Origin of the sequence: uncultured Gilvimarinus sp. (assembly GCF_963972205.1) — a bacterium.
Lineage (GTDB): Bacteria > Pseudomonadota > Gammaproteobacteria > Pseudomonadales > Cellvibrionaceae > Gilvimarinus > Gilvimarinus japonicus.
In genome coordinates this window covers 1-23,084 of sequence record NZ_CAXAUC010000002.1, presented here as the reverse complement: position 1 = coordinate 23,084, position 23,084 = coordinate 1, and the positions used below count along the sequence as shown (strand labels likewise).

Here is a 23,084-nt window from a genome sequence, read left to right as displayed (position 1 = left end):
CAAAAGCCCCGCCTACTTAAAGGCAAGCGGGGCAAGATACAACTTAAAGGCTGCTTTTACTGATTACCACAGCGTCGCCACTCACAGCATCTACCGCGATTAATTGTTGTCGGTAATCTTCGCCTTCGACAACGTAGATAACACCAGACTCAGGATTAAATACCACATCACGTGAGTCAGCCGCGCTAGAAAAGGCCCCCTCAGCCAGCACCTCTCGCGAGCCATCGTTCAGAACAACTTGAACGATGCCATTCTCTAAATTTGAAATCATATACGCAATATTTTCATCATGGTTTACAGAGAGCCCCCCAGCAATACCCAGCGGAATAGGCCCAAAATCGACACCAGGCCCATCAGACACTAGTTCTAACTGAGCCGGGTCTGTCAAGGTAACCCCAAATAAACTGACGAAGCCAGAACCGCCCACTGTCGTCAACATTCTATTCGCGTTTTGATCATAGGCTAGCTGGCCAGGCTGATTATAATCCGAGCTCTCAGGCTCATTTTCAAAGACTATTTTGGCCGCAGAGGATTCAATATTTACCTGAAATAACCGACCCGACATTTGATCTGCAACATACAATTCATCAGGTGCAACCAGCTCCAAACCGGTGGGAGTCACAAGCTGCTGAGTCTCACCTAAACCAGAAAGTTCTAACTCTGTTCGCATCCCGGTTATTGCATCAACCTGAAAAATCTTACCAACCGGGTCAGACTCGTCGCCCTCGGGGTAGGTGATTGAAGATAAGTAAAATTGCCCACTGGCTTCGTCATAGACAAAATCTTCATAGCTATCAGTCGTGTCACTAAACAAGGGGGCCCCAAGGTCAGTTTCCACTGCACTTCGACGACCAGTGTGTAGGTCAATCTCTAACAAATTTAAATCAGAGTCTAACTCACCATCAGTAATAACCCAGACCGACTCGCCATCCGGCTGAAGCACCAGCGCCTTGGATTGCACCCAGCTCGCACCATAGCCAACATTATAATCTTGGTTTAACACAACCTCAGATTCAGCGTAACCTGCCCGACCACTTGAATCTAACGCGGTCACCGTCATTTTTACCTCATTGACGCCATCAGGTAATAACACATCATCGGCCCGCCAGGTCCCGTCGGCATTAAGCGTCGCGGTTACTGGCGCCACACCCGCGTCCACCACCACCTCGGTGATTTCAGAACCGGCTAGCACCTCAACCGAGCCAAAAGCCGAAAGGCTGTTTTGGCTCGTAAAAGAGTGACTTGGCGGAAATGCCACATCGACGACCGGGGCGTCTTCGCTGGTTAATACAATCGTGACACGATCTGAATTTTCTGCACCATCATTGTCGGTCGCGGTCAACATAAACTCAAAGCGCGCTTCATCCTCAAAGGCAGGCACAGAAAAACTTGCCGACTTATTGGTACTGCCATCAACAGTCACCGACTGACCGGCGACTTGCTCCCACAAATAGCTTTCGATCTCGCCATCGGTATCGTAAGCCGTTGCATTTAAATTCACGACTTGCACATTACTCAAGGCGCGCAAACCGCCAAGATCAACCACAGGGGCCCGATTTACGCGATTGACCGTTACTGTCGTGGTATCACTAACCGACGCGCCACCATCATCCTTTGCGGTCACCTCTAGCACCATATCGGCCGTAGCCGAGCTGCCCGTACTAGGCGCCCTAAAGGTAATTGCGCCCTGCTCACCGTTTACGAGATCCAAAGGTACTCGGGGACCCGATATCTGACGCCATACGACGCTCTGCACCTCGCCATCAGAGTCGCTTGCCGTCGCGGACAACTGCACTACCTCACCCGCATTCACCGTCACAGTATCGCCGGCCTCAACCACAGGCGCGCTATTGCCGGCAGGCTCTGAGCTGCTAGAGCTGCTCGTCACCGAACTAGATATTGACGATGAGCTACTGGCAACCGAACCTGAATTGTCACCACCACCTCCGCCGCAACCAGCCATAGCCAAGGCCGCCGTTAGCGCCGTTAATTTTAATACCCCAAGACCTGATACCGTTTTAGTGCTCATGCCGATTTCTCCTGTTTTTTGTAATATGCTAAGGGCATAAGCAGAGACCATGCCAGACCGGAATTCACTTTAGATTCAATAACTTGAAAACAAAAACACTAAATCGATGGCCCCGTCTTAAAAAAAAGGGAGAATTTTTTGGCAAGTTTACATTTGGCTGTCGCAGTTAAATCGCACGACAGTAACGTCCAGACGGGAATCAAAACTGCGCAGCCATAACTGGCGGATACTATAAAGGCGCAAACAAAAAAGCCCGGCATAAGCCGGGCAAAAAGTAATCTTAACGGGCGACCCCAAACTATTTCCAGCGGGTAAGCTTGTGACCTTTAACCGCGTAAAACAAGATATACAAATAAGCGGGAATAGAAACCACATAAGCCAGCTGGCCGTCACCCGTATCGGCAAAGTGACCGTAGATGGGTGGCAGCACAGCGCCACCGGCAATACCCATAATTAACAGCGCTGCGCCCTTACTGGTGTACTTACCGAGCCCCTGCAATGACAGAGGCCAAATGGCGGGCCAGCACATAGCATTGGCAAAACCGAGCAGCGCCACAAAGTAAACGGCGTTGGGAATCTCAGGCATACCAAATAGGCTAAGCGTTGCGGCGGACATAACAGTGCTTTGCAGCGATCCCGTCATCACGCAAACAGTAAAAATAATGCCCAAGATAGCGGAACACATCAACGCAGTTTGCTGGCTGATATAGCGCGGAATAGCCACCACTCCAGCTAAATAACCAATTACCATAAAGATCATAGTGTAAGAGGTGAGCATTGAACTGACCGAACTACTAAGACCGGCTTGCTTTCCCAATAAGCCGATGGCATCGCCAGCAATTACTTCTACACCGACATAAAAAAACAGTGCCAACGCCCCCAACACTAGATGCGGGAACTGAAACACGCCCGACAAGCGAATATCACCCTCTTCCTGCCCCTCTAGGACCTCGTCTTCAATGTCAGGGATGGGAGCAAACAGCATCGCGACACCTAACACCGCCAGAACAATGGCCATACCTACGTAGGGAGAAACCAACTGAGCTGCCAACTCATGTAGCTTTGCATCGCGTGCGCTCTCAGACAGTGCCGCCAGCTCCACGTCAGACACACCGCTAATACCAGACAACACCAGCGCCGAAAAAACGATAGGAGCGACCACACCTGCGCCTTTATTAAGTAGGCCCATCACACAGATACGCACCGCAGCAGACTCAGGAGGACCAAGCTTTACAACATAAGGGTTAGACGCAGTTTGCAAAATTGTAAGGCCCGTACCGACGACAAACTGCGCCAGTAGAAAGACGCTAAAATGACGACCATAAGCCGCAGGGATAAAAACCAGTGCGCCGACAGCGACGATAAACAAACCAATCGCCATACCGTTTTTGTAGCCAGTACGTTCGATAATATACGCCATAGGCATCGCCATGACGGTGTAGGCGGCATAAAAAGCTGAGGCGACTAGCATCGCTTGAAAAGCCGTCAAATCACAGATTGTTTGTAAAAATGGAATTAATGCGCCATTTAGCCAAGTGACAAAGCCAAATATGAAAAATAGGCCTGCCACAATAGCCATGGGAATCAATACGCTATGACTAGATTGGGGTGACGCAGGAGTCGCAGCGACGGTTTCGTTACTCATAAAGGTACCTGTACGTTCCAGTGCCCCAGGGCATCACCGCCAGTGGGGAAACATCGTTATTGTTAAAACTTATCTACGGGCGTGTATCTCGCCTTTTAGTATAGTGACTTATTTGTCTCACTAAAGAGACAATATCCGCTAAAGACAACGTTGTCAAACCTTTCTGCAATACCCTTCACCACGCAGGTACTCCCTGTTATTGTCCGACTCCAGCTCATTAGTGCCAAACATAGACGACGATTTCTATAGAGGCATAAAAAAGCCGCCCGAAGGCGGCTTTTCACGCTAAGCGACAAAAACAATTACGATTCTGTTTTTGGCTCTTCTTGCGCCACAGGCTCAGCGTCGCCGCCTTGCTCTGCTTTTTGGTCGGCGATGGCTTCTTTAATAGACAGCTTGATACGACCACGCTGATCCACGTCCAGACACTTCACCTTCACCACTTGGCCTTCTTTCAAGTAATCGCTTACAGCGTTAACACGCTCTTCGGCGATTTGCGAGATGTGCACAAGGCCATCTTTACCGGGTAAGAAGTTAACAAACGCACCAAAGTCGACAATGCGAACCACGGTACCTTCGTAGGTGGCGCCAATCTCGGCCTCGGCGGTAATACCTTCGATCTTATCAACGGCCGCTTGCAGCGCTGCGCCGTCAACGGCGTAGATCTTAACAGTACCATCGTCATCGATGTCCACAGAGGCACCGGTCTCTTCGGTAATCGAGCGAATAGTAGCGCCGCCTTTACCGATGATGTCACGAATTTTATCTGGATTAACTTTGATGGTTTCAAAGCGTGGCGCATTGTCGCTCACGGTATCGCGCGATACAGAAAGCACTTTGTTCATCTCATCGAGGATGTGCAAACGAGCCTGCAGGGCCTGCTCCAATGCAATCTCCATGATCTGCTCAGTGATACCTTCAATCTTGATATCCATTTGCAGCGCCGTGATACCGCTAGAGGTACCGGCCACTTTAAAATCCATGTCGCCCAGGTGATCTTCATCACCCAAAATATCGGTCAAAACAGCGAACTTCTCGTCGTCTTTAACCAGGCCCATGGCGATACCAGCAACAGGCGCCTTAAGCGGTACACCGGCATCCATTAGTGCCAATGACGAGCCACATACAGAGGCCATCGAGCTAGAACCGTTAGACTCGGTAATCTCGCTCACAACACGCAAGGTGTAAGGGAAAGACTCCAGTTCAGGTAAAACGGCTGCAATACCACGACGCGCCAAGCGGCCGTGACCGATTTCACGACGACCAGTGCCACCCATACGGCCGGCTTCGCCCACTGAGTAAGGCGGGAAGTTGTAATGCAGCATGAAGGGGTCTTTACGTTCGCCTTCCAGGGCATCAATAATCTGTGCATCGCGAGCGTTGCCTAAGGTAGCAACAACAATAGCCTGCGTTTCACCACGGGTGAACAGGGCCGAGCCATGAGCTTTACCCAGCACACCGACTTCAACGTCGATCGCACGAACGGTTTTAGCGTCGCGGCCATCAATACGAGGCTCGCCGGCCACAATGCGGCTGCGAACAATGGATTTCTCGACTTTGGCAAAGACTTTTTTAACGTCGTCTTCGCTGTACTCAGAGCCTTCTTTAGCCAGCTCGGCAACCGCCTGATTGCGCAGCTCGCCCAAACGATCATAGCGTTTAGCTTTATCGGTAATGCGGTAGGCAACGCCGATAGATTCAGCAAAATCGCGCTCAAGCGCAGCCACTAAATCAGTCTTCTCCGGCGCAGGCGCCCACTCCCAGGTTGGCTTGCCAGCGTCGCGGGCGAGCTCGGCACAAGCCTGAACAACTGCTTGCATCTCTTGGTGAGCATACAGTACCGCACCCAGCATGATGTCTTCAGGCAGTTCGTTAGCCTCTGACTCAACCATCAATACCGCATCTTTTGTACCGGCTACAACCATGTCTAACTCAGAAGTGCCTTGCGCTTCATAGTTAGGGTTCAACAGGTAACCGCCGTCGGTGGTGTAACCAACGCGCGCCGCACCAATTGGGCCGCTAAACGGAATACCCGATACCGCCAGTGCCGCAGAAGTACCAATCATTGCCGCAATATCTGGGTCGGTGGTTTTGCAGGTAGACATAACGGTACAAACCACCTGCACTTCGTTCATAAAGCCGTTCGGAAACAGCGGACGAATGGGGCGGTCAATTAAGCGTGAGGTCAGGGTTTCTTTTTCGGTCGGGCGACCTTCGCGCTTAAAGAAGCCACCGGGGATTTTGCCGGCAGCGTACGCTTTTTCAATGTAGTGCACAGACAGCGGGAAAAACGGCTGATCTGGCTTGGCCTCTTTGGCGCCAACCACAGTAACCAATACTGCGGTTTCGCCCATAGTCACCATAACCGCACCGGTAGCCTGACGCGCGATGCGTCCGGTTTCCAGAGTTACGGTTTGATCACCATACTGGAATTTCTTAATAATCGGATTCACTCTTCTATCCTTTTTTGCGTTTGCTTGCTCTACGCAGCTTGTCGGTCAAATATGGTGTACAACAAAAAAGTGCCCGCATAAGCGGGCACAGTGCAATTAGCGACGCAGACCCAGTTTTTGAATCAGTGCAGCGTAACGGCTGGTATCTTTACCCTTAAGGTAGTCCAGCAGCTTACGACGCTGGTTTACCATGCGGATCAAACCGCGACGGGAGTGGTGATCTTGTTTGTGGCCAGCGAAGTGACCTTGCAGCTTGTTGATGTTGTGGGTCAACAGTGCAACTTGTACTTCAGGAGAACCAGTATCACCTTCAGCTTGTTGATACTCTTTTACAATTTCAGCTTTATCAGCAGCACTTAGTGCCATAATCATATCCTCATTCAATATGCGTGATTTACAGCCATACCCGTGCATATTTACAGGTAGGCCAAGGTTATCACTAGCAAGATCGCTTACTAGCAAGGCTATCTGCTGGGCAGATAGTAGCCCCAGTCCGTAGACAAGGGATTTACCGACAAATCGGTAAATTCGAAAGCGCTTATATTACGCCTGCACAATCAACCGCTCAGCTTGCGCTAGCGGGGTTTGCGACTAAACGTTTAGGGGCGACACGGCCCTCATCAATGGTGGCAACGCCTAAAAATTGGCCACTTTCACAAAAGACACGCACCATATCACCTTCTTCGCCCGTGCGGTAGACCTGAGCATCCATTACCGGGTTTCCCAAACGGAAATAATAGGCGCTAGACTCGGGCAAGGTCAGTGCCGCCAAGGCTGCAACGGGCGTGTCAGTGGGGAGCAAGTGGTGATCCAGCAGCTCGGACAAACCGTCGCCGCGCTCGGCATTCAGCTCATCGACGGTAACGCACTGAGACTCATCAAACGGCCCTGTAGCCGTGCGGCGCAAGGCGCTAACGTGGCCACCGCACTCGAGAGCCTCACCTATATCCTCGGCCAGCGAGCGAATATAAGTACCTTTGCTGCACTTAACGTCCACATCGATCTCAGCGCGCTCGCCGGGCCGAAACGCCAGCAGCTCAAACTCGTAAATAGTCACTTGCCGAGCCTTGCGCTCGACCTCGATGCCCTGGCGCGCCAATTTATACAGCGGCTGGCCGTTTTGCTTCAGGGCCGAATACATCGGCGGGACTTGGTCGATCGCTCCAGTCAGCGCCTGTATAGCCTTAAGCACCTCGGCCTCAGTAACATGCGCGGCGCTGAGGGTTTCTAGCACTTCGCCCTCGGCGTCCCCCGTGGCGGTTTTTTCGCCCAGCACAAAGGTCGAACGGTAACGCTTATCGGCATCCAGCAAAAACTGGCTAAATTTGGTGGCCTCGCCAAAACACACCGGCAACACCCCAGTCGCCAGCGGATCTAAGCTACCGGTATGGCCGGCTTTAGCGGCAAAAAACAAGCGCTTGGCGCGCTGCAGTGCATGGTTGGAGCTTACGCCTAAAGGTTTATCCAACAACAATACGCCATCAACGGCCCGGCCTTTACGTCGACGCGCCATTATTCGCTCTCGTCGTCTGACTTGGCTTTATCGGCGGCCACCGCACGGTCAATCAGCGAGGACAACTCTTGGCCACGCACCGAGGTGTGATCATAATAAAACTGCAGCTTGGGCACCGTGCGCATGTTGAGCTCTTTAGCCAACATAGTGCGCAAAAAGCCCGACGCCTTGTTAAGCACGCTAACGCTGGTCCGGCTCTCGTCTTCATCGGCACCTACCAAAGTCACATAGACTTTAGCGTAGGCCATATCACGAGTGACTTTGACATCGTTGATATTGACCATCCCCACACGGGGATCGCGAACTTCTTGCTGAATCATATTCGCCAAGTAACGCTGAATCGCATCACCAACGCGGTCGGAACGGGTAAATTCTCTAGGCATGGGTATACCTGCTCAATGAGTGCGACAGATGAGCCGCCATAAAAGAATAAAGGGCGCCTCTATAAATAGAGACACCCTGAAGGGCACTTCGCAGTGCCGGGCGAAGCGGTATCGCGGCTATTACAGCTCGCGAGCCACCTCTTTAACTTCAAAGACTTCGATTTGATCGCCGACTTTAACATCGTAGTTTTTCACACCGATGCCACACTCCATGCCGTTGCGCACATCGTTAACGTCGTCTTTAAAGCGGCGCAAAGACTCAAGCTCGCCTTCAAAAATAACCACGTTATCGCGCAGAACACGAATAGGCTTGTTACGGTGCACAGTGCCTTCCGTCACCATACAGCCGGCCACCTGGCCAAACTTAGGCGAACTAAACACTTCACGTACATCGGCAATACCAATGATTTCTTCGACACGCTCAGGATCAAGCATACCGGACAGCGCGCTTTTCACTTCATCCAGCAATTGGTAAATAATGCTGTAGTAGCGAATCTCAACGCTCTCTTGCTCGGCCATACGACGAGTGCCGCTGCCGGCGCGAACGTTAAAGCCCAAAACAATGGCGTTAGCGGTCAAGGCAAGGTTAATATCGCTATCGGTAATACCACCGACACCCGATGACACCACTTGCACTTCAACCTCTTCGTTACCAATATCGCCTAGCGAGGCAATAATCGCCTCCAGCGAGCCGCGCACATCAGCCTTAACAACCACCGGCAAGACCTTCTTCTCGCCGCCGTCCATGCCGGCAAACATGTTTTCAAGCTTGGCGGCCTGTTGGCGCTGCATACGATCGGCACGCTCTTTCTCAGTGCGATACTCAGCCATTTCGCGCGCTTTGCGCTCATCACTCAGCACCACAAAGTCGTCACCGGCGCTAGGCGCGGCATCAAGACCAAGAATCTCTACCGGCGATGATGGGCCGATTTCTTTCACTTGCTGACCTAGCTCGTTAGTGGCGGCGCGGACGCGGCCATAGCTTTGGCCGGCTAACACTAAGTCACCGTGCTTCAAGGTACCTTGCTGTACCAACAAGGTGGCAACCACGCCGCGGCCTTTATCGACCCGCGACTCAACTACCACGCCGCGCGCTGGCGCATCGACAACGGCTTTAAGCTCTAGCAATTCAGCTTGCAATGAGATCGCTTCCAGCAATTCATCAATCCCGGCACCAGAGTGTGCCGACACCTGAACAAACTGCGTATCGCCACCCCAATCTTCCGGAACAACACCCTTGGCAACCAGCTCGTTTTTAACGCGATCCGGATCGGCGCTCTCTTTGTCGCATTTGTTAATCGCAACAACCATTGGCACACCGGCCGCTTTGGCGTGGTTAATGGCTTCTTCGGTCTGTGGCATAACGCCGTCATCGGCGGCCACCACCAAAATCACCACATCTGTACACTGAGCACCGCGAGCACGCATAGCGGTAAACGCGGCGTGACCTGGGGTATCCAAAAAGGCAATTTCACCCTGGCTGGTTTTAACCCGGTAAGCACCAATATGCTGAGTAATACCACCGGCTTCGCCGGAGGCGACTTTCGCTTTACGAATATAATCGAGCAGCGACGTTTTACCGTGATCGACGTGTCCCATAACGGTGACGACTGGTGCACGCGGGTGCTCTTCACCTTCCACCTTAATGTTTTCTTCGAGGTGGATCTCGATGTCGTTCTCGCTCACAAGCTTAGCGCTATGGCCCATCTCTTCGACCACAAACTGGGCGGTTTCTTGATCCAGCGGTTGATTAATAGTGGCCATAACGCCCAGCTTCATCAGCTGCTTAATCACATCACCGGCTTTAACGTTCATGCGCTGAGCAAGCTCAGACACAATAATCGTTTCGGGTACTTCCACCTCGTGCGTCATTTTTTGCGTGGGCCTCTTAAAGCCGTGTTGATTAGACGCTTTGTGCGCCGCACGTGCGGCTTTACGCCGTGCCATAAACGCCTGATCGACATCATCGTTAGCCATTTCATACAAATCGGCTTTAGATGATTTCTTCGGACCCATGCCTTTCTTGCCGGCTTTGCCCGCACGCTTCGCACGCGGGTTATCGTCGTCATCAAAACTGGTACCCCGGCGCTCTTTTTTGCGGCCGTGTTTAGTATCTGGCTTGCCCGCACCAGGCGCTTCAGGCGCTGCCGGTGCCGCAGGCTTAGCGGCGGGCTTAGGCTTGGCCGGTGCCGCTTCAGCGGCGGCTTTTTCGGCCGCTTTCGCATCTTCAATTTGTCGCAACTGCGCTTCGCGCGCGGCCTCTTCCGCCTTGCGGCGCTCTTGTGCAGCCTGACGCTTCTCTTCAATGTCATCCACAAACGAGCTGCGTTGCGGCGGCGTTGGCTCGACCACAGGTTCGGGCTCTGGAGCAGGCTCCGGCTCAGGTTCCGGCACAACTTCAGGCTCAGGCGCTTCGACAACAGGCTCTGGCGCCGCAACCGCCTCAGGCGTTTCTACCGGCGTATCGACTACTGCCTCTTCGGCCGGCTCGTCTTCCAACAAGTCGGCAGGCTTGCGCTTGACGTAGGTGCGTTTTTTGCGCACTTCAACATTTACCGTCTTACGTCCACTGCCACTACCCGTTTTGAGGGTTGTGGTGGTTTTACGCTTGAGAGTAATTTTGCTCGGCTCTTCTGACGCCGAATCGCCGTGACTGGTCTTTAAATAGGCCAGCAACTGCTGTTTTTCTTCATCAGAGACCAATGCATCCTCAGCGGTATGCGTCAGCCCGGCTTCCTGCATTTGCTTCAGCAGTCGCTCAACGGGAGTACCCACTGATTTGGCGAGTTCGCTAACTTTTACTTCTGCCATTTCATATCCTCAGTTTCGTATGTTGCCCACAACACCAATCATTGCTACTGGCGCTTAGGCAAACCAGGGCTCTCGGGCTTTCATAATCAATGCCGCAGCGCGCTCTTCATCCAAGCCGTCAATCCCCAAAAGATCATCCATCGCCTGCTCGGCGAGATCTTCCATGGTGACGATGCCACGACTGGCCAATATTACAGCCAACTCTTTATCCATACCTTCCATATTCAACAGGTCATCGGCCGGCGCTGCACCTTCGAGCTGCTCCTCCGATGCCAGCGCTTGAGTCAGCAGCGCGTCTTTAGCGCGCGCCCGCAGCTCTTCGGCCACGTCTTCGTCAAAACCTTCAATGGAGGCAATTTCTTCCAGCGGTACGTAAGCGACTTCTTCGATGGTGGTAAAGCCTTCTTCAACCAACACCTCAGCGACGTCTTCATCCACATCCAGCGCATTCATAAACACCTGAATGTAACCGCCGGTCTCGGCCTGCTGTTTTTCTTCCCAGTCGGCAATGCTCATCACATTGATCTTCCACTGAGTCAGCTCGCAAGCCAAACGCACATTTTGCCCGCCGCGACCAATGGCCATAGCAAGATTCTCTTCTGCCACGGCTAAGTCCATCGAGTTGCTGTCTTCGTCAACCACAATAGACTCGATCTCGGCCGGCGACATGGCGTTAATGACAAACTGCGCTGGGTTATCGTCCCACAAGACAATATCAACTCGCTCATTGCCCAGCTCGTTAGAGACGGCCTGCACTCGCGAACCGCGCATACCGACACAAGCACCAACGGGGTCGATACGGCCATCGTTGGTATTAACGGCAATTTTGGCTCGCAAGCCTGGATCGCGGGCGGCGCCTTTCATTTCGATAATACCTTCCGAAATTTCTGGCACTTCGATCTTAAACAGCTCGACCAGCATTTCTGAGCACGAGCGGCTTAAAAACAATTGCGGCCCGCGCGCTTCCGAGCGAACATCTTGCAACAGTGCACGCACTCGATCGCCCATGCGGAAAATCTCGCGGCCCACCAGCTGATCGCGCGGCAGCAACGCCTCGGCATTATTGCCCAAATCGACAATAATGCTATCGCGCGTCACTTTTTTAACCGTACCGCTTACCAGCTCACCCACGCGATCGAGATACTCATCAACCATTTGCGCGCGCTCGGCTTCGCGAACTTTTTGCACAATAACTTGCTTGGCGGTTTGCGCGGCAATACGACCAAACTCGACGTTTTCAATTTTTTCGCGATGAATATCACCGATCTGCAAGTTGGGATCTGCCTCGGCCGCTTCTTGCGTGGTTAACTGGGTGCCCAGCTCGGCCAGTACATCGTCGGCAACCACTTCCCAGCTACGGTAGGTGTCGTAGTCCCCAGTGGCGCGATCGATAGTCACCTCAATGGTCGAGTCTTCATCAAAACGCTTTTTGGTGGCCATGGCCAAAGCGCTTTCAATCGCCTCAAAAATTACGTCCTTTTCTACGCCTTTCTCGTTGGATACCGCGTCGGCGACCAGCAAAATTTCTTTGTTCATGAGTTTGCCTCGTTCAACTCCTGGGCTAATCAAATCGTCTGATTAGAACTGGGGGACAATATTCGCTTTTTCAATCGAGTCTACCGGCAGCAGATACTCTTCATTATCCACTACCACAACGACATCACCATCTTCGATGCCGATCATTTTTCCTTTAAATTTACGTCGCCCATCAAAAGGCACACGCAAACGAACCGCAATTACTTCGCCGATATAACGCTGAAATTGCTCTAGCGTATAAAGCGGACGATCCATCCCCGGAGACGACACCTCTAAGTTGTACTCGCCGGCAATAGGGTCTTCAACATCCATCAAACTACTAATCTGACGACTGACTTTTTCACAGTCTTCTAACGCAACACCGCCTTCTTTATCGATGTAAACGCGCAACACTTTACCGGGGCCACTGGTCATATACTCGACGCCCCAAAGTTCACACTCCAGCGCGGTAACCACGGGCGCAAACATCGCTAACAACTGCTCTTCTTTCGACGCCATAACTGCCCCCGACAACACTGATTACACAAAACGATTTAAATGAACATGTAGCGCCACCACAGTGCGGCGCTAAAATGGCAGCGGGTCAACCCCGCAAGTCGCCCGCAAGTCGGGAGGCGCAGAGCAGTCAATTTTCAGCGCGGGGGACGCCCCAGCCCAGAAACAAAAAATGGGCCCTAGGCCCACCTTGACATCTACACCACCGATAAAAGTGGCAGTGGCACGCCACTGATTTTTAGGTACAAAAAAGCCCCAGACAGGGGCTTTTAGGATTGCGCACACTCAGCGCAATGATCATTACATGCCTGCTTATAACAATGTACAAACAACACTAACGATCTGTATTTCCAGCAGCCCCGGCAAGCTGCCTGCACGCAAAAACGTAACGTGCCGACTATTGCTTAATTAAGCGTCTAGTCAAGTTTAACGATATTTTTACGGGATAAACACCCCTTTCAAAACAACGCCAAACTGTAATTTGGTAGCGGGGGCTGGATTCGAACCAACGACCTTCGGGTTATGAGCCCGACGAGCTACCAGGCTGCTCCACCCCGCATCATCAACTCGCTTCCGGGTATTCCCTGAACCGAGGTGGCGCATTATAGGGAGCACTTAGGCATCGGTCAAGCCCGATTCCAAAATACTTTTAAAATACCGGTAGTTAGCTCACTTAGCCGGCAATCTGGCTATAAGCTAACCGCATGGCGCCCAATATGACAGAGCAAGCTTGTCGGCTTATAATCAACCCCACAACAAATGACACCAATATGTGTCAGCATATGCCGCAACCGAAGCCTCCGGCGAGCCACAACAAAGGCGCGTCACACTCAGCAGTAGTCATGCTCAAAAACACACCCTCCACCGGAGGGGCATTTCACAACATTATGACAGAGGTAAACCTATGCTAATCGCAAAACTAAAGCCCCAACTTATTGGCTTGTCCCTCGCCAGCGCGTTACTCAGCAGCGCTGTGCTGGCCGCCGAGCCCAGCGTTTACTTTATTGAGCCCAGCGATGGCGCCGTCGTCTCGAGTCCGGTAACAGTAAAGTTTGGCCTCAGTGGTATGGGCGTAGCACCCGCGGGTGTCGAGCGCGACAACACCGGTCACCACCATCTACTGATTGACTTAGACGAAGCCCCGGACCTAAGCAAACCCATTGCCGCCGATGCGCACCACAAGCATTTTGGTGGCGGGCAAACCGAGACCACCCTAGAGCTAGCACCGGGTGAGCACACACTGCAACTACTGCTGGGCGATTACCTGCATCGCCCACACAAAACACCCGTCATGTCAGACAAAATTACCATTACCGTCAAGCCATAAGCGCGTTAAGATTGCCTGTAACGCTAGGTTGCAGGCAATCTTGTGCACGACCCTTAATATGAGCTTACACAGCTAAACGATTTTTAGGCGCCACTCGGCGCGAAGCTAAACCAAGGCACCACAACAAGCGTCGCACGGCTATGGCTATACCACCCCGTGATACCATGCAATGGCGTAACTCAACAGGCTCATCCCCGTCAGCAACAAAATCAATCCAAAAAATAACGTTTTGATCCGAAACGGTTTGCGCTCAGTACGGTGAATGCCGCTATTTATAACCCGGTCGACGCGCGCCTGATCTTCGGGCGATAACTTACTCGGCATGATTAAACCTCTCTCACTGTAGATTTGCACCGAGAATAGCAAGCCGCCGCAGTCGAGCCAACCGCGTCAAAACAATAAATGCCAAAGGGGAGTATTTACGCGCGAAGATCTACCGGCGTGTATGGCCCAGCCGACTGAGACGTCAAGCTATAAAGCAGCGAGCTGCTACTGGCCGGCTGTAACCCTGCAGCAACGCCAGCGCTATTCTCGGCACCATCGACTGGCACCGGTTTATCGTCCTTTTGATTTTGCGCCCGCTCTTTGACCGACTCAGTGTCCTGCGCTAAGTCCTCGCGCACTAATTGCGCCAGCTCGGCCCGCGCATCGGCGGCCATGCGTGAGGCCTCGGCCGCCACTTGGCGATCCTGCGCCGACGGCTCGGCCGGAGCCGTCGCGGCCGCATGAACCTGCAACGCTTTGGCTAGCGTAGCCTGCGGATCGCCCGCCACCTTGCTGGTATCGATATTTACCTCACCCGCCACTGCGTAGCTTACGCCATCGGGGCCACGGGTTGTCTCGTAGGTAGGCGCACCGGCAAACTGGCCGCCGGCGGCAGCATGGGCGCGCTCGTGGGCACGCACCTCGCGATCGCGCTTAGCCAGCTCAGTCACCTCTTCTTGGCGCTCTTTTAGCTGTTGCGCCTCGGCCGCCTTAGCCTGGGCATCGGCGCGGGTGCGCTCTTGCTCTTGTGTTTCATTGGGCTGATCTTCAGGGGAGCGGCGATTTTGGTTGCGCGCCGCCTCGGCGCCCTCTTCTAGCGGCTTAAAGCTAGACGCCTTTTGCTCGACGTTTTCTTCGCTTACCGGCGCCCGCCCCAGTGGGGTGTAGGGCGTAACGGCACTGGCAAAGTTTGACGGCAGCGTATTTAGCATCTGGGCTTACGCCTTTACATCCAGCAGCGCGCCAATGGTTTGGTCAGCCACCTCAAGCACACGGGCTGAGCTATCAAACACTTGCTGCTGCACCTGTAAATTCACCAACGGCGTCGTTAAATCAGCCGATTGGCTGCCGGTCACGGCAGGGCTGGTCGAGGTCGTGGCCTGCGCAATTTGTTGCGCCGATTGTGTCATCTCGGCGCGGGAGTTCTGCATGCCAATTAAACTTTGATTAACAACCGATCCGATATCCACGAGGGCACTCCGATTAATGAACGAGCGAAAAATTAATGCTTACTGCTATTTTAGCGCCAAAACCGCACAAAAAACAGCCAGCAACATCGCCAATTGCGCCATATGTAAGATTAGTTAGGGCTAAAAAGCGCCGCGTTATAGCCAAATAACTCATCCAACGAATCAAATAAGCGAATCAAGCGTTAAATACGGGGCTAGCGTCGCTGGTTTAGGCGCCGACAAATAGGGCACCACCCCCAAGCAAGGCGCGGTTATCCGCTGCTTTAATGCCGCAATATTAGCCTCTAGACGGCTGGTATCCGGGTCGATAACGTTTGCCACCCAGCCGGCCACCGCAAGACCATCACGCTCAACAGCCTCAAGCGTTAACAGCGCATGATTAATACAACCAAGGCGCACCCCCACCACGACAATAACTGGCAGCGACAACGCAACCGCTAAATCGGCCAAGGTCTCGGTATCATTCAGCGGCACGCGCCACCCCCCAGCACCCTCGACCAATGCAAACTCAGCGCCCGCCGCCAACACCTGCTCACACTGTGGCGCCAGCTGCGTCACACTCAACTCGGCGCACTGCTCGGCCGCAGCAATGTGCGGGGCAATAGGCGCCGCAAACGCGACCGGATTAACCACTTGATACTCCAGCGGCGGATAGCACTGCGCCTGCAACTGCAAGGCATCATCGTTAAGTAAGCGCTCACCATCGTGCTCGCAACCAGCAGCCACAGGCTTTACCGCCGCCGTCGTTAAACCCGTCTGCCGCGCTTTGTACAACAGCGCACTGGCGATTTGGGTTTTGCCCACATCCGTGTCGGTGCCTGTGACAAAAAAGTGCTTCATGAACTCAGCTCCGGCTTGCGTGCGGTTAGATACACCACCTCATAACTAGCGGGCAGCCCACGGGGCTCCCGGAATTGCTCGTAGGCGGCCTCCAACAATTGCAGTTGCCGGCGGCCGGTAAGCCCTTGGGGCCGGCCACGGTTCACATTGTGTGCACCTAAGCCTTTTAGCTCGCGGGTTAGCTCGCGCACATTAGCGCTAAACAGGGTTTCGGTGTACACGCTTTGGCACACCTCGCTTAAGCCTGCCGCCCGCGCCGTCTGTACCAAGTGCGCGGCCGGCACAAAATTATTGACATGCACGTACGCATCGACCGCCCGCCAAGCGCGTTGTAACTCGGCCAGAGTGCCAGGGCCCAACGTAGCAATATACAGCTGGCCACCGGGTGCTAGCGCCCGGTACAGCTCGGCAAATAGTGCCGGTAAGTTTTCGCACCACTGAATAGCCAAGCTTGAGAACACCAAATCGACACTCTCGGCCGCCAGCGGCAGCGCCTCGGCATCGGCGCACAGCCAGGCGGTCGGCTCCGGGTGGTGCTCGCGGCTATAGCGCAGCATGCCCTCGGCCAAATCCAGCGCCCAGTGATGATCCGCGCTTGTGGCACGGCGCAACCCGGCGCCAAACAATCCGGTGCCAGAGCCCAGATCAAGTACCCGCGCTGCGGGCTGGTTAATCGCACTCAATAGTTGCTCACCAACCGCGCGCTGCAAGCGGGCGGCCGATTCATAGGTAGCGGCGGCGCGGCTAAACGAGCGGGCGACTTGTTGCTTATCGAGGCGGTTAAGCGGCGCATTGCCCGCCTTAAAAAAATCGCAAATTGCCTGCGTAACCGCCTGTGGCTGATCTAGATGCATGCCGTGGCTGGCGCTTGCGATCACGCTGACTTGATGAGCTGGGTTAAGTGTTGCCAGCGGCAGAGCAACGGCCGCCGTCACCAGGGCGTCGTGTTCGGCCAGTAAATGCAATACGGGAATCTGTAATTGCTGCAACGCGGCGCGATTGTCACTTGTCGCTAAATAGTCGAGCGCGGCACACCAATTGTTTTTGCTAGCCGCTATAACATCTTGAGCGGGCAACCACTGACGCAACTGCTTTAAACGCTCGCGCTCGGCGGGGCTACCGCTCGCCACCAGCCCGGCAAAGCGTCGCGCGGCGGCGGCAGGCTGATCGCTAAAGGCGGCGTTAAATTGCGCGTTAACCGCCGGGGCCATGGCTTGCGGCCACTCGGGTTGAGCCACAAAACAGGCGTTGCTCGCAAGGGTGACTAAACGACTCACCCGCGCGGGATAGTATTGCGCAAACTGCGTGGCCAACATTCCACCCAACGACCAGCCCACCAACTGACAGCGCTCAGGCAGCGCCTCGGCAAGCTGCTCTAGCACGTGCGCTCCGCGCCACTCGCGAGGTGCGTCAGACTCACCAAAGCCCGGCACATCCACTAACCACACCTCGGCTACGGTGGTTAACGCCTCAGCTAACGGCGTCATAGCGCGCGAATCAAAGCCCCAACCGTGCAGTAACACGATAGGCTCCGGGTGATTCGCGGCCGATGGCAAACATTGAATATGAAGGGGCATGTTACGGTTGCACATCCTTTAAGGCGGCCAGCAACCCATCTACCTGCGCCACACTGTGGCCAGCGGTTAAGGTCACCCGCAACCGGGCGCTGCCCTCAGGTACGGTGGGCGGGCGTATAGCGCTCACCCAAAAGCCGCGCTGGCGCAACGCCTCGGATAAAGCCACGGCGTCGGCATCGGCGCCAATCACAATGGGCTGAATAGGGGTGGGCGAGTCCATCAGCTGGTAACCCAGCTCGCTGGCGCCTTTTCTGAAGTGTGCGATCAGCTCATCTAAATGCTCGCGGCGCCAGGAGTCGGTTTGCGCCAAGCGCAGCCCTACCCGTGTTGCAGCGGCCACTGCGGGGGGCATGGCGGTGGTATAGATATAACTGCGGGACAATTGAATTAACGACTCAATCAAACGCTCGGAGCCGGCAATAAATGCCCCAAAGCTGCCAATGGCTTTACCCAGGGTGCCCATCATGACCGGCACATCGGTCTGGTTTAAACCAAAATGCTCGCAACTGCCGGCGCCGGTGGCGCCCAAGCAGCCAAAGCCGTGGGCGTCATCCACCATCAACCAACCGTTATGGTCGTTTACCGTGGCGGCCAACTCGGGCAAAGGCGCCAAGTCGCCGTCCATACTAAACACACCATCCACCGCCACCAATTGGCGGTTACCCGTAAAACCCGCCATTTTGCTGTGCAAGCTTGCCGGGTCGTTATGCAAAAAGCGGCCAAAGCGCGCGCCCGATAGCGCGCCGGCATCCAGCATTGAAGCGTGATTAAGGCGGTCTTGCCAAATCGCATCGCCCTTGCCCACCAGTGCGGTAATAGCGCCAAGGTTGGCCATATACCCGGTAGAGAACAACAGCGCCCGCTCGCGCCCGGTGTACTCGGCCAGCTCGTGCTCAAGCTCATGATGCTCGCGCGAGTGGCCACACACCAAATGCGAGGCACCGCTGCCCACACCCAGCTCGCGGGCGGCGATACCCATGGCGTCAACCATCTCCGGGTGGGCGACCAGACCTAAGTAGTCGTTGCTGCAAAAGCCAACCAGCTCGCGGCCGTCGACCGTCAGCACCGGCCCCTGGGCCGAGCTAACCTCGCGCCGCTGGCGATAGCGATGCTGTAAACGGCGCTCATCGAGCACCGCCTGCAGGTGTTGATCAAAGGGGTTCATGGGCTGGGGTAGTGGCTTTACTGGGCAGCGTCGTAAAAGAATTTGTCGTTGTGTGCCGCTTCCAGCGAGGCGGCGATAGAGGCCTCGGCTTCAGAGTCGTCTTCATGCACTTCGCGCGACTCGGGCTTAATGCCCAACCGCTTAAACAGCTGCATGTCTTTGTTTGATTCGGGGTTGGCGGTCGTCAGCAGTTTCTCGCCGTAAAAAATCGAGTTGGCGCCGGCAAAAAAGGCCATGGCCTGCATCTCATCGCTCATTTCTTCGCGGCCTGCCGATAGACGTACATGGGAGTGCGGCATTAAGATACGCGCCACCGCGATGGTGCGAACAAACTCCAGCGGGTCCAGATCGGCCTCGGTCTCTAGCGGCGTGCCGGCCACTTTAACCAGCATATTAATGGGCACCGACTCGGGGTGCTCGGGCATATTGGCCAGCTGCTGCAGCAAGCCGGCGCGGTCGTCCGCCTCTTCGCCCATGCCCACGATACCGCCGCAGCACACCTTCATGCCCGCGGCACGCACGTTATCCAGCGTTTCTAAACGGTCTTGGTAAGTGCGCGTGGTGATAATTTCGCCGTAGTACTCGGGCGAGGTATCTAAATTGTGGTTGTAGTAATCCAGTCCGGCGGCGGCCAAATCGCCCGCTTGTTTCTCATCCAGCATGCCCAGCGTCATACAGGTTTCTAAACCGAGGGATTTAACCTCTTGTACCATCTTGGTTACGTAAGGCATGTCTTTGCCCTTGGGCGAGCGCCACGCGGCCCCCATACAAAAGCGCGTCGCACCCGACGCCTTGGCCGCACGAGCCTCTTCCACCACCTTCTCTACCGCCATCAGGCGCTCGCGCTCAAGCCCGGTATCGTAGCGGGCACTTTGCGGGCAGTAGGCGCAATCTTCCGGGCAAGCGCCGGTTTTAATCGAGCACAAGGTGCTTACCTGCACCTCATTAGGGTTAAAGTGGGCGCGGTGCACCGTCTGCGCCTGAAACAACAAATCGTTAAACGGCTGGGCAAACAACGCCATAATCTCGGCGCGAGTCCAGTCGTGACGTACAGGAGCAGGGGTAATAGAGGCGTTCATAAAGGCGTCCGGGTAACTTTTTAAGTCGTTTTGAATCTTAAATGCTACTGCCAGCTCGGCGGCCGGCAGCGGCTAATCTTGGTTAGTGGCTATAGTAATCTGTGGGGGGGATCTGTCAACCCAGAGAGAGAGTTTGGGTTAACAAGTCTGTGGGGTTAATTTTAGGCTTTTATCGACGCCAGGGCTTGATCTATACCGGGAATAACGGGCTTTATAAGAAGCTCGCTGCTGGGCTTGAGGGGGGGGGGCGATTAAGGGGTACTGCTTAACACCGACAGTATTTTGTGGACTTGCTCGGTGATTTCACTGCCCAAAGGGGTGAGATACCCGCCATCGGACTGGGTAACAAGGCCCCGCTGGTGTAACCGCTGCGCGGCGGCCACGGTAGCAGGCTCGGCGGAGTGTTGATGGACTTTAATGCCCTCCTGCGAAGACGATGAATGAAACGAGGCGAGCAGATTAAGTTCACTAAGTTGTTCTTGGGAAAATGGCATAACGTATCTCTTATTTTTTATTAGTAACAATCAAACCATCGTGCAGAGCGACACCTTAGATTGATTAGGATAGACCCAATCTAACCGACTGTGCCATTAATTTGCGTACCGATATTAAAATAATTAGCCGGGGGAACTAGTCCGATCTAGCATCCTTACCACCGCGCTTTATCCCACATATGCGGGTTGGCCCAAAATCTGGGGTTATTCCAAGGGCGCTGGTGGTTATAGCTGCTGATATTGTAGGTGTAGAGCATCAAGGCTTCACCGCCCTCTTCTGCCTCTAGCCGCGCCTCTCTTTTAAAACCCAGACCGATAAAGTCATTCAACTTCCAGCAACTTTGATCCCTCACCAGCACCGCGATCTGGCGAGTGCCGTAATTGCGCAACTGGCCGATCAGTATCTGCCCTTGCTGGAAACTCACATGCTCCAACGTGTCGGAGACCAAACCGAGATCCTGAACCCCACAGAGCGATAATGCCCCTTCGGTATCATCAGCGCTCACGCGCGTAACCTCACACTTGTGATGTTCAGACCACCGCTGCGCCAACCCCTGTGCCATCTCGCCCAGCGCGACGATCGTGCTAGGCTGGCAACTGTCGATAATAGCGGCAAGCGCTTGCTCGGATTCAGACATAAGGCGTAAAACATTTAAGAGATTCGGACGTTGAGCTTTAGTATCACATTCCTGCCGTGGTGCTAGCAAGGTGGGGCGAGGTGGCAGAGCAGCCGTGCTGTTTTATAAGCGGTATCTCTAGGCGAGCGAATGACTGTTTATTTGGTAAAAATCGGGCCCGACGGCAAGGGCAATGGCGCCGAATTACTGACCGTAGAGCTTTACTAAAATCAACAACGCTGAGCCCGTTGACCTGAGATCCGCGCTATACGACCAACATTTGGCTTTTCTTCAAGTTGTTTGCCCTCAGTCGCCGGGCGGGCGAGTCCCTTTTTGTGATACGACGAAAAAGGGACTCAGCCGTTCCTGCGCATCTCGACAACTGCTCCTGCGTTGTTCTACTTCCCCACATCCATGTGAACCACGTGCGCTCACGGCATTAGTAAACCCCTTCACGTCAAAAGCGCACCTCGGCCCTCGGCAACTGCTCCTGCGTTGCGCTATTCAGCTACATCCATGTAGCGATACGGATAGCCTCGCTCCAACCGATTTTAGCGGCACGGCTTGACAGGGCTTCCATGCCCCGACAAGCTATTTCGCGAAATCCCTTTCGCTCACCCCCTAAAATCGACCTCCACTCAGCGAGCTGCAAGGGACTTTTGCACCGTGCCACTATTTAACTTTTCCTTGGCGTGGGCCGAAAAACTTACACATTCCTACAAATGAAGCTTCATCTAACAACACCTGAAAGGCTAATTAAGTAAACTGTCCCCAGAATTCGAATTCCTGACACCATTCGGCTACAGGCCGACCCAGACTCCACACATCACTCTAGATAAACTTTTTTTACTTTTTCTATTGTACTTTCTGCGATTTTATAAAACACACTTTCATCACTCATACTATCTCTAAGATTATAAAGCCTACTCAAAACTTTTTCTGGAATCACCCCAACTAGAGGTACTACCAAGCACCCATTGACGCAAAAATTAATAGTTGGCCTATCGAAGTCTTTTGTTTCATCTAACACCTCAATTGCAGTTTCTGCATAGCTTTCATTCGGCGATAGCAATATCTCATTTGCCAGCTTCCGATATGAAATCAAGGCATCCCCAAGAGTTTTTCTAACTTTTCCGATATAAAAAAATGTGTGACTAACACCATCATCTTCTAGCTTTGCTATTGGGAATGTTTTTGCATCTCTATATATTTTAGATATTTCAAATTGAGACTCCGCAATATGACGATATACTTTCTTTCTGAACTCTGGAAGTATAGATACGCCTGAGTTCATACAGCGATATAGAAGACTTAAAACATCAATCCTCTTGCTCATAGCAGGATAAGTCTTAATTCCTTTTAAATTGGACTTTTCAATCAAAAAGTAAATTATTGGGGTAGGATCATCCATTAAAGCAACCATAAATATTATTACTGAAGACGCCCTTACATTGAAATAATTTTTCTTTACAAAATTAAACTCTACATGCTTAGCCACTAAAGCACAAGCCACGAAATACTCTTGAAAAGATACATGGCTAAAAGTATAAGATTCGGCACTATACTTTTCTAAAACACCATGATGGGACTCAATTTCCTCGAGAACACTTTTTGATCCCTACCATCAAAACTAGACACTCAATTTAGCGAGGGCTTCTTGCTCAAA

The 23,084-nt window shown here is 53.4% G+C and carries 20 protein-coding genes and 1 tRNA gene; 1 reads left to right on the top strand and 20 read right to left on the bottom strand.

Translation table 11 applies throughout. The annotated features are described in order from the left end of the window. Window positions 1-43: 43 nt before the first annotated feature. The 10 genes from AACY82_RS04680 to AACY82_RS04635 all read right to left on the bottom strand — a co-directional run bounded on the left by AACY82_RS04680 (window position 44) and on the right by AACY82_RS04635 (window position 13,424). The gene (locus AACY82_RS04680) at window positions 44-2,029 is read right to left on the bottom strand and encodes a hypothetical protein (protein WP_339615622.1); all 1,986 of its coding nucleotides are present in this window, start codon (window positions 2,027-2,029) and stop codon (window positions 44-46) included. A 298-nt stretch (window positions 2,030-2,327) separates the two neighbouring features. Beyond that, window positions 2,328-3,674: a sugar MFS transporter gene (locus tag AACY82_RS04675; RefSeq protein WP_339615621.1), complete on the bottom strand. Its 1,347-nt coding sequence runs from the start codon at window positions 3,672-3,674 to the stop codon at window positions 2,328-2,330. A 302-nt stretch (window positions 3,675-3,976) separates the two neighbouring features. Then, window positions 3,977-6,127 carry a polyribonucleotide nucleotidyltransferase gene (gene pnp / locus AACY82_RS04670; RefSeq protein ID WP_339615620.1) on the bottom strand — a complete coding sequence of 717 codons (2,151 nt, stop codon included), beginning with the start codon at window positions 6,125-6,127 and terminating at the stop codon, window positions 3,977-3,979. 96 nt (window positions 6,128-6,223) lie between these two features. Then, window positions 6,224-6,493: a 30S ribosomal protein S15 gene (gene rpsO / locus AACY82_RS04665; protein WP_339615619.1), complete on the bottom strand. Its 270-nt coding sequence runs from the start codon at window positions 6,491-6,493 to the stop codon at window positions 6,224-6,226. Window positions 6,494-6,692: 199 nt separating this feature from the next. Then, window positions 6,693-7,640 (bottom strand): tRNA pseudouridine(55) synthase TruB, encoded by a 948-nt coding sequence (truB, locus tag AACY82_RS04660; RefSeq protein WP_339615618.1) that lies wholly within the window; start codon window positions 7,638-7,640, stop codon window positions 6,693-6,695. Beyond that, entirely contained in the window at window positions 7,640-8,023 is a 384-nt protein-coding gene (rbfA, locus tag AACY82_RS04655) for a 30S ribosome-binding factor RbfA (protein WP_339615617.1), read from the bottom strand. The genes truB and rbfA overlap by 1 nt, the downstream gene beginning before the upstream one ends. Before the next feature lie 120 nt (window positions 8,024-8,143). Further along, window positions 8,144-10,834 carry a translation initiation factor IF-2 gene (gene infB, locus AACY82_RS04650; protein ID WP_339615616.1) on the bottom strand — a complete coding sequence of 897 codons (2,691 nt, stop codon included), beginning with the start codon at window positions 10,832-10,834 and terminating at the stop codon, window positions 8,144-8,146. 54 nt (window positions 10,835-10,888) lie between these two features. Next, a complete protein-coding gene (gene nusA / locus AACY82_RS04645) occupies window positions 10,889-12,370 on the bottom strand; it encodes a transcription termination factor NusA (RefSeq protein WP_339615615.1) in 1,482 nt (493 codons plus the stop codon). Between the two features lie 42 nt (window positions 12,371-12,412). Beyond that, window positions 12,413-12,868: a ribosome maturation factor RimP gene (gene rimP, locus AACY82_RS04640; protein WP_339615614.1), complete on the bottom strand. Its 456-nt coding sequence runs from the start codon at window positions 12,866-12,868 to the stop codon at window positions 12,413-12,415. Between the two features lie 479 nt (window positions 12,869-13,347). Then, window positions 13,348-13,424, bottom strand: a tRNA-Met gene (locus AACY82_RS04635). A gap of 345 nt (window positions 13,425-13,769) precedes the next feature. Here AACY82_RS04635 and AACY82_RS04630 point away from each other — a divergent pair. Next, a complete protein-coding gene (locus tag AACY82_RS04630; protein WP_339615613.1) occupies window positions 13,770-14,192 on the top strand; it encodes a DUF4399 domain-containing protein in 423 nt (140 codons plus the stop codon). Between the two features lie 144 nt (window positions 14,193-14,336). Here AACY82_RS04630 and AACY82_RS04625 read toward each other — a convergent pair whose 3' ends face one another. From AACY82_RS04625 to AACY82_RS04580, 10 genes are all read right to left on the bottom strand, one after another. After that, window positions 14,337-14,516, bottom strand: a complete 180-nt coding sequence (locus AACY82_RS04625; protein ID WP_339615612.1) for a DUF3094 family protein — start codon at window positions 14,514-14,516, stop codon at window positions 14,337-14,339. A gap of 95 nt (window positions 14,517-14,611) precedes the next feature. Continuing rightward, a complete protein-coding gene (locus AACY82_RS04620; RefSeq protein WP_339615611.1) occupies window positions 14,612-15,388 on the bottom strand; it encodes a putative metalloprotease CJM1_0395 family protein in 777 nt (258 codons plus the stop codon). Window positions 15,389-15,394: 6 nt separating this feature from the next. Then, window positions 15,395-15,646, bottom strand: a complete 252-nt coding sequence (locus tag AACY82_RS04615; protein WP_339615610.1) for a hypothetical protein — start codon at window positions 15,644-15,646, stop codon at window positions 15,395-15,397. 162 nt (window positions 15,647-15,808) lie between these two features. Continuing rightward, the gene (bioD, locus tag AACY82_RS04610; protein WP_339615609.1) at window positions 15,809-16,486 is read right to left on the bottom strand and encodes a dethiobiotin synthase; all 678 of its coding nucleotides are present in this window, start codon (window positions 16,484-16,486) and stop codon (window positions 15,809-15,811) included. Next, entirely contained in the window at window positions 16,483-18,063 is a 1,581-nt protein-coding gene (gene bioC / locus AACY82_RS04605) for a malonyl-ACP O-methyltransferase BioC (RefSeq protein ID WP_339615608.1), read from the bottom strand. The genes bioD and bioC overlap by 4 nt, the downstream gene beginning before the upstream one ends. Window position 18,064: 1 nt before the next feature. Then, window positions 18,065-19,228, bottom strand: a complete 1,164-nt coding sequence (gene bioF / locus AACY82_RS04600; protein WP_339615607.1) for an 8-amino-7-oxononanoate synthase — start codon at window positions 19,226-19,228, stop codon at window positions 18,065-18,067. Between the two features lie 17 nt (window positions 19,229-19,245). Beyond that, window positions 19,246-20,307: a biotin synthase BioB gene (bioB, locus tag AACY82_RS04595; protein WP_339615606.1), complete on the bottom strand. Its 1,062-nt coding sequence runs from the start codon at window positions 20,305-20,307 to the stop codon at window positions 19,246-19,248. A 251-nt stretch (window positions 20,308-20,558) separates the two neighbouring features. Further along, complete coding sequence (locus tag AACY82_RS04590) at window positions 20,559-20,801, bottom strand: TIGR02647 family protein (RefSeq protein WP_339615605.1); 243 nt, start codon at window positions 20,799-20,801, stop codon at window positions 20,559-20,561. Window positions 20,802-20,956: 155 nt separating this feature from the next. Then, a complete protein-coding gene (locus AACY82_RS04585; RefSeq protein WP_339615604.1) occupies window positions 20,957-21,439 on the bottom strand; it encodes a DUF6231 family protein in 483 nt (160 codons plus the stop codon). A gap of 805 nt (window positions 21,440-22,244) precedes the next feature. Further along, the gene (locus AACY82_RS04580; protein WP_339615603.1) at window positions 22,245-22,931 is read right to left on the bottom strand and encodes a hypothetical protein; all 687 of its coding nucleotides are present in this window, start codon (window positions 22,929-22,931) and stop codon (window positions 22,245-22,247) included. Between the last annotated feature and the right edge of the window lie 153 nt (window positions 22,932-23,084).